This window comes from Arthrobacter sp. H35-D1, from assembly GCF_030063185.1.
In the GTDB taxonomy this organism is placed as follows: Bacteria; Actinomycetota; Actinomycetes; order Actinomycetales; family Micrococcaceae; genus Specibacter.
In genome coordinates this window covers 22,826-28,825 of the sequence record NZ_JASISP010000033.1, presented here as the reverse complement: position 1 = coordinate 28,825, position 6,000 = coordinate 22,826, and the positions used below count along the sequence as shown (strand labels likewise).

Sequence of the window (6,000 nt, the reverse complement as noted above, 5' to 3'; positions counted from 1 at the left end):
ATCCGAAACATTCCTTTCGGTTAATTATATCGGAAAATGAACAAAATTAACAGTCCCACGCCACTAAAAACCCCGGAAAATCAAGGAAGCCCCAAACCCATCAAGCCGCTACGTCCGGAGTCCTGGAGCTTGGGCATAACAAAGTCATCCGTTCGCAACAGGCTTTCCCGCCTGAAGTTGAAACTCCGTACTTTTCTCACAGCAAAAAATTGAAGGAGGAACCATGTCTAACTCATATGACCGTCAGTGGCCCTCAGATGCAGCTATGGACCGGATTTGGGATTCCACTCAGACGGCCATTACCAAGCAGGCAAAGACCGCCCACCGGCGTAAAGTCACCCTGATCGCCGGCGTTGGCGCCCTGGCACTGGGCGTCACGGCAGGTGCAATTATCATTCCAGCTACACAAACTCAACTGGATTCAACGGCGCGCTGCTACAGCGACCAGAGAACGGAGTCCCAGTATTCCGACGTAGCCCTAGCAGACGGCCAAGCGGCGCTCAACCAGTCCGGCGCCATAACCAACTGTGGAGCAGCCTGGGCCTACGGAAACATTACCCTCGGGCAGGTCCACGTCACGGACAACCAACAGCCAATCGCCGCGGCCCCGCCGTTAGGCGTATGCCTTCAACCCAACGACATCTTGGCAGTGTTTCCACTCACCAGTGCAGCTGGGACGGTCCTGACCCAAGAGGAACTTTGCCAGAAGCTCAGTCTACGTGCAGCAACCAAATAAATGAGTCTGGGTGCCAGCTAATCCGCTAAGAAAAGTGCTGGCACCCACACTGGACAGACCACTAGAGAAACCTCTAATTGTGTCGAAGATCATCATACGTCACTACTGAGGAGTTCAAATGAAAGTTTCAAAACAAACACTAAAACTGTCTGTGTCCGTTGTGGCGGCTGCGCTGATCGGGATGTTCTCCATCGCCCCGGCCAGCGCCTCAACACAGAAGGGAGAAAGCACCGATGCGAGCAACCAGGTTTGCGTCGCCCAGATTGAGACCGGAAGCCAAACTTGCTACCCCCAAGGAACAGACTGGGCAAGCGCAACTGAAAAGCTGACCGGCACGCCCGTGATCGTCGCTGCCACCGCAGCCGAATACAAGGCGAGCTACGATGCTCTGGCGTCTCGATCCCGCACGGTCTCACCCATGGCCGTGACCATCATTCTCGGGTACATCTACGACGACATCAACTACGGCGGGGGCAGCACCTACATTACCGGCCAGGCTGGCTCCGGCAGCTCTTGCGGCGGACAAAACTGGTACTACAACAACCTCGGGACAATCGGCTGGAACGACCGGGCAAGTGCCATGCAACCCCGCAGTGGATACAATATGAACATCTGGGAGAACGCCAACCAAGGAGGCGCCCATGTAGGAGGATATTCCAACAATCCTTGGTTGGGTGTTCTTAGCGACAAGGGAACCTCCCTGTCCTGGACGCCCTAAGTCCCACAATCTTCGGTGGCGTGGCTAGAAAACCAACGGTTCTAGCCACGGCACCGATGCATCAGCTTCCACGCCAGCCAAGTGCATCCCGGTTCTGGAACCGAGACCCGCTCCGCTGGGACCTACCCAATCAATGAACAACGCCTAGATTTTGCGTAACTCGACCGTCCCGCAAGCCATGTCAACGTCGCTCCAAAGAGCGGCGTACAGAAGCAACTTTCGGCCCGGTACAGGCTTGGACATTGATTACACCCTCTTCTCGAGAACAAAACAAGACCTAGCGCGGCAGCTGGTCGCCCCCGGAATCCCCCACGAATAAATCCATGTGGATAAGGAAGGCGGTGCCACCACGGCCCGCCCAGGGCGCCCAGCCGCCTAGGCACACGTCCGCGACGGGGACGTTCTGTTGGTGCATAGTCAGGATCTGAACACCGCAGCCGGGATCCGAACGTGGCATGAATACAGACCACACGAATAGCGGTCGCTACCAGTAAGCCACCCCCTCATACGGTTGAGGTTGAGCTGCAATCGGGATCAGACACAGTATTGAGACAGGTGTTCTGGGCTTGGCGCCAATCACTGTTCAGATCCCACGTAACCCCTAACATGAGGATTACATTTGTTATTGGACGGGCATTGCCGCAGGCGATGGGCCCGAACTCCATGTCCGAGTGCCGAGAAAGAAAGACCCCGCACCCATGACCCAGTTCAATGAACGCACCATCCTTGTCTCCGGAGCCGAAACCGCTGAGGTGAGCCGGCCTGTACGAGCCGTGATCGGGCAGACGTTTGACGCTGTCCTGTTCGATATGGATGGCACTCTCATAGACTCGACCCCCGCGGTGCGTCGGGCCTGGTTCGCGTGGTGTGTCGAACGTGGACTTGATCCATCGTTCCTCAAGGGTGCCCATGGGCACCCGGGCCGGGACATTGTGGCTTCCCTGGTCCCGACCGAGGAGTTCGAGGCAGCCTTTGATCGCATTCAACAAATTGAGATCGCCGAAGTCAGCGACGTCACCGTCTTTCCGGGAGCAGCCGAAGCGCTCTCGGCGATCGGGGAGAATCGCAAGGCGATTGTCACCTCGTGCACGCGGCCCCTGGCCGCGGCACGAATCACAGCTTCCGGGCTGGTGCCACCCCGGGTGGTCGTCACCGCCGACGACGTCGCACGCGGCAAACCACACCCCGAACCCTTCGCGTCCGGCGCCCAGCGACTGGGCTTCAACCCTGGCCGCTGCCTCGTCATCGAGGACGCACCGGCTGGCCTACGCTCCGCTCATGACGCCGGCTGCACAACCCTGGCAGTGGCGGGCACACACGCAGCGGCGGATCTGAGAGCTGACCTTGTGATCACCAGCCTGGCTGAACTCAAGTTCTCGGCAACAGCCAACGGCATCTACATCACGCGGCGGACCTCCCCGCGCAGGTAATTCCACCGGCTGCCACCAGCGCCCACGAAGCGGCTGTCCCTACGGTGAAAGCATTCCAATGTCCTCGATGAGACTGTAATCAAACCGGACCCGACGCTCCTGAAGGTGCCCTGAACTGCCCAGTTGGTGTGTACCCTCAGGGTGACGTCCGGGTTGGTGCGAATAGCCGTCAGAAACGATCTATTTTTCTGTTTTTTTGACAATATAGAGGTGGGGCCGGGGCCTTCTGTTTCACAGGGCTCGGGGGTTGCCAGTGATCAACGTCTTGGCTTTGGGCCTTGATGAGAGTTGCATTGGTAGTGCCACATATGAGTCTTGCGAGGTCCCGATTATGTTTCAGCATACGTTTAGTGGGTTGGATGTTCACGCGGCCAGCGTTGTCGGTTGCGCGCTGGATCCTGACACCGGGGAACTGTGGTGAAGATGCAGATGGATTCGGACCCGGCGGTGGTCCTGGAATGGATTCTCCGCGTCGAGTGAGGGATTCGAGGATGTCTTCGGCGGTCTTCGTCCAGATAAACGGTTGGGGATTCTCGTTCCATCCCTTGGCCCAGTTGCGCAGGTCTTTCTCCAGCGTCTGTACGTTCCTGTGGTCGCTGCGCTGGAGTAGTTCCCGGGTCACTTCGGCAAACAGCCGCTCGACCTGATTGATCCAGGACGAGTACGTAGGGGTGAAGCGCATCGTGAACCGCGGTTGCTTGGAAAGCCACGAGACAATGGTTGGACTCTTGTGTGTCCCGTAGTTGTCGCAGACGATATGCACGTCCAAGTCCGCCGGAACCTGCGCATCGATCTTGGTCAGGAACTTCTTGAACTCCACGGCCCGGTGCAAGCGGCAGGTGGAGGCGATCACGGTCCCATCAGAGACGTTCATTGCCGCGAACAGGCTTGTGGTGCCATGCCGTGCATAGTCATGGGTCCGCTTCTCGGGCATGCCCGGCATCATCGCCGAAAGCCGGCTGTGACCGGGACAGGGCCTGGACCTGAGATTTTTCATCGACGTTGAGGACCACCGCGGATTCGGGCGGGTTCAGGTACAGGCCCACGATGTCGTAGACCTTCTCCACGAAGAACGGGTCGTTGGAAAGTTTGAACCTGTCGGTGCGGTGGGGCGTCAGGCCAAAAGCCTTCCAGACCCGCCCGATGGTGGACTTTGACAATCCGGCGCGTTCGGCCATCTTGGAACGGGACCAATGGGTCGCGTTTTCCGGAGTGCTTTCCAAGGTGGCGACGACGATATCGCCGACCTGCTCGGCGCAGTGATCGTTGCCGGTCGCCCCGGGCGTGGATCATCGCTGAGCCCATCCAAGCGGTGCTGCAGAAACCGTGAGCGCCACTTCGTCACCGTCGGGGCCGAGCACCCGACCAGGGTGGCGACGTCCTTGTTTGCCATCCCCCCAGCGCAGGCCAGTACGATCCGCGACCGCAGTGCCAGCGCTTGGGCGGTCTTGCGCCTGCGGGTCCATCGCGACAGCTGCTCACGCTCTTCATCAGAGAGGTTCAATTCGGCCTTGGGTCGTCCGGTGCATGCCATTCAGCAATTTAAACACTTATTGAACGAATTTACGACGCAGGACGCCAGTTGAGCTTTTTAGATAAGAGTGCCGAAACCGGCCAACGCAGCGGCAGTCATAAGAACGATACTGATAGCAGTGCTAGCAGGGATCAGCAAACCCTCAGCAGCCGGGTTACGTTGCCCCCTAGATTTCTGCAGCGAGTCGGTTTCAGTCGTCATTTTTAGCATTTGGGTGGTCAATGTGTTTCCTTACTATCGGGATGAGTGATGTCCTGCACGTGGCAGGACATAGGAATAATTGCTGTAGTGGCCATGAGCTTGGCCAGTTGCTTGTAGTGCTGGGCTTCGGAGGTATCTCTGTACACTTGATGGCCGGTGCGCCGAGTCTTTGTCTGCTGCCAAACCCTGTATGGGACGCACCCCAGCTACAGTCGGGCCGTGCAGCCAGTGGCTCACCCAGCAGTTACCGTCTTGTTCGTAGACGAGATGGCGGTGGATGAGGTCCTCAAGTAGTACCTCTTCCAGTATGAAGTACTCGGGATATTTCTCAGGTCCAAAAACCGCTTTCATCCACGTGATTGTGGACACCATGACCGCGCTCATGACCGCTAATTTTTCCCATTCGGTGAAACTGTTCATAAACTTTCCTTGGGTGCACCCGTTTGGCAAGGTCGGGTGGCCGAAGGGGATGTCACCCTCCGGCTCCCACAGATCCCGGCGTGAGAGTCTCCCGTCACCGGGCTCTTCTCATCCTCATCACCAAGCGGTGGTGACCCATTGCCAATGACGGAAGACGCGCGGATACGCACAAGTGAGCTTCAGGAGCTTCTTCCTGCCACGGCGGGTTCAGTCATACCGTCGATATTTATTGCGGATCCAACGCACCAAGTAGGCATTGATGCGCGCCAGAAGGGGATACAGCAGCGATGGGTAAAACCGGCCGTAGTACTGCATCCACCCAGTCACGATCGGATTGATCGCCCGAGCCAATTCACCAAAGGTGTGATAAATCTGCCGATACATCCGCCAGTGGCGGACTTTCCGGCCGATCCTTTTCAAGGCCTGCTTGCTGACCGCGGACAGGAACGCCAGGAACGTTACTCCGTTGCGGTCCCGCGAGACGCGCGGCCGAAACGTATAGCCCAGAAACGTAAATCCAGTCCGATCAAATTTTTGGCTGCGTTTGCCGTCCTTGCAGTACACAATCCCGGTCTTGGCAGGATGCAGGACCAGTCCCAGCTCCCCCATTCGCCCGGCGATCCCCGCAAGCACCTCACGGGCCCGGGGTTCGCTGGTGCAATGCACCACCGCATCGTCCGCATAAGTCGGCGTAACACTCGAACACCACATCCGGGTGTTCTCGCACCAACCATTGATCGAAGGCATAACCCACGCACAAGTTCGCCAGCACCGGGGATACTGCGGGGCCTTGAAGGGATCCACGATCCCTTCCCACCAGCACACCATTTGAGTGCTCCAACCGTGCACTAAGCCACCGCTACACATACAACAACACCCACGGCGCGTCAGTGTGGGAACCGACAGCCCGGCTGACCAGATCCCACGGCACAGTATCGAAAAACGCCTGACTATCCAGATC

Annotated in this window: 5 protein-coding genes and 1 pseudogene; 3 read left to right on the top strand and 3 right to left on the bottom strand. The window is 57.9% G+C overall.

The annotated features are described in order from the left end of the window. Positions 1–223: 223 nt before the first annotated feature. From QMG25_RS19200 to QMG25_RS19190, 3 genes are all read left to right on the top strand, one after another. Positions 224–736, top strand: a complete 513-nt coding sequence (locus QMG25_RS19200) for a hypothetical protein (protein WP_283462698.1) — start codon at positions 224–226, stop codon at positions 734–736. A 118-nt stretch (positions 737–854) separates the two neighbouring features. Continuing rightward, the gene (locus tag QMG25_RS19195; RefSeq protein WP_283462697.1) at positions 855–1,454 is read left to right on the top strand and encodes a hypothetical protein; all 600 of its coding nucleotides are present in this window, start codon (positions 855–857) and stop codon (positions 1,452–1,454) included. A gap of 698 nt (positions 1,455–2,152) precedes the next feature. Next, the gene (locus QMG25_RS19190) at positions 2,153–2,884 is read left to right on the top strand and encodes an HAD-IA family hydrolase (protein ID WP_283462696.1); all 732 of its coding nucleotides are present in this window, start codon (positions 2,153–2,155) and stop codon (positions 2,882–2,884) included. 472 nt (positions 2,885–3,356) lie between these two features. Here the strand turns inward: QMG25_RS19190 and QMG25_RS19185 are convergent. The 3 genes and pseudogenes from QMG25_RS19185 to QMG25_RS19175 all read right to left on the bottom strand — a co-directional run. Then, positions 3,357–4,418, bottom strand: a pseudogene (locus QMG25_RS19185) (IS630 family transposase); the annotation flags it as partial. A 234-nt stretch (positions 4,419–4,652) separates the two neighbouring features. Continuing rightward, complete coding sequence (locus QMG25_RS19180) at positions 4,653–5,039, bottom strand: hypothetical protein (protein WP_283462695.1); 387 nt, start codon at positions 5,037–5,039, stop codon at positions 4,653–4,655. Between the two features lie 207 nt (positions 5,040–5,246). Next, the gene (locus QMG25_RS19175; protein WP_283462694.1) at positions 5,247–5,786 is read right to left on the bottom strand and encodes a group II intron maturase-specific domain-containing protein; all 540 of its coding nucleotides are present in this window, start codon (positions 5,784–5,786) and stop codon (positions 5,247–5,249) included. Between the last annotated feature and the right edge of the window lie 214 nt (positions 5,787–6,000).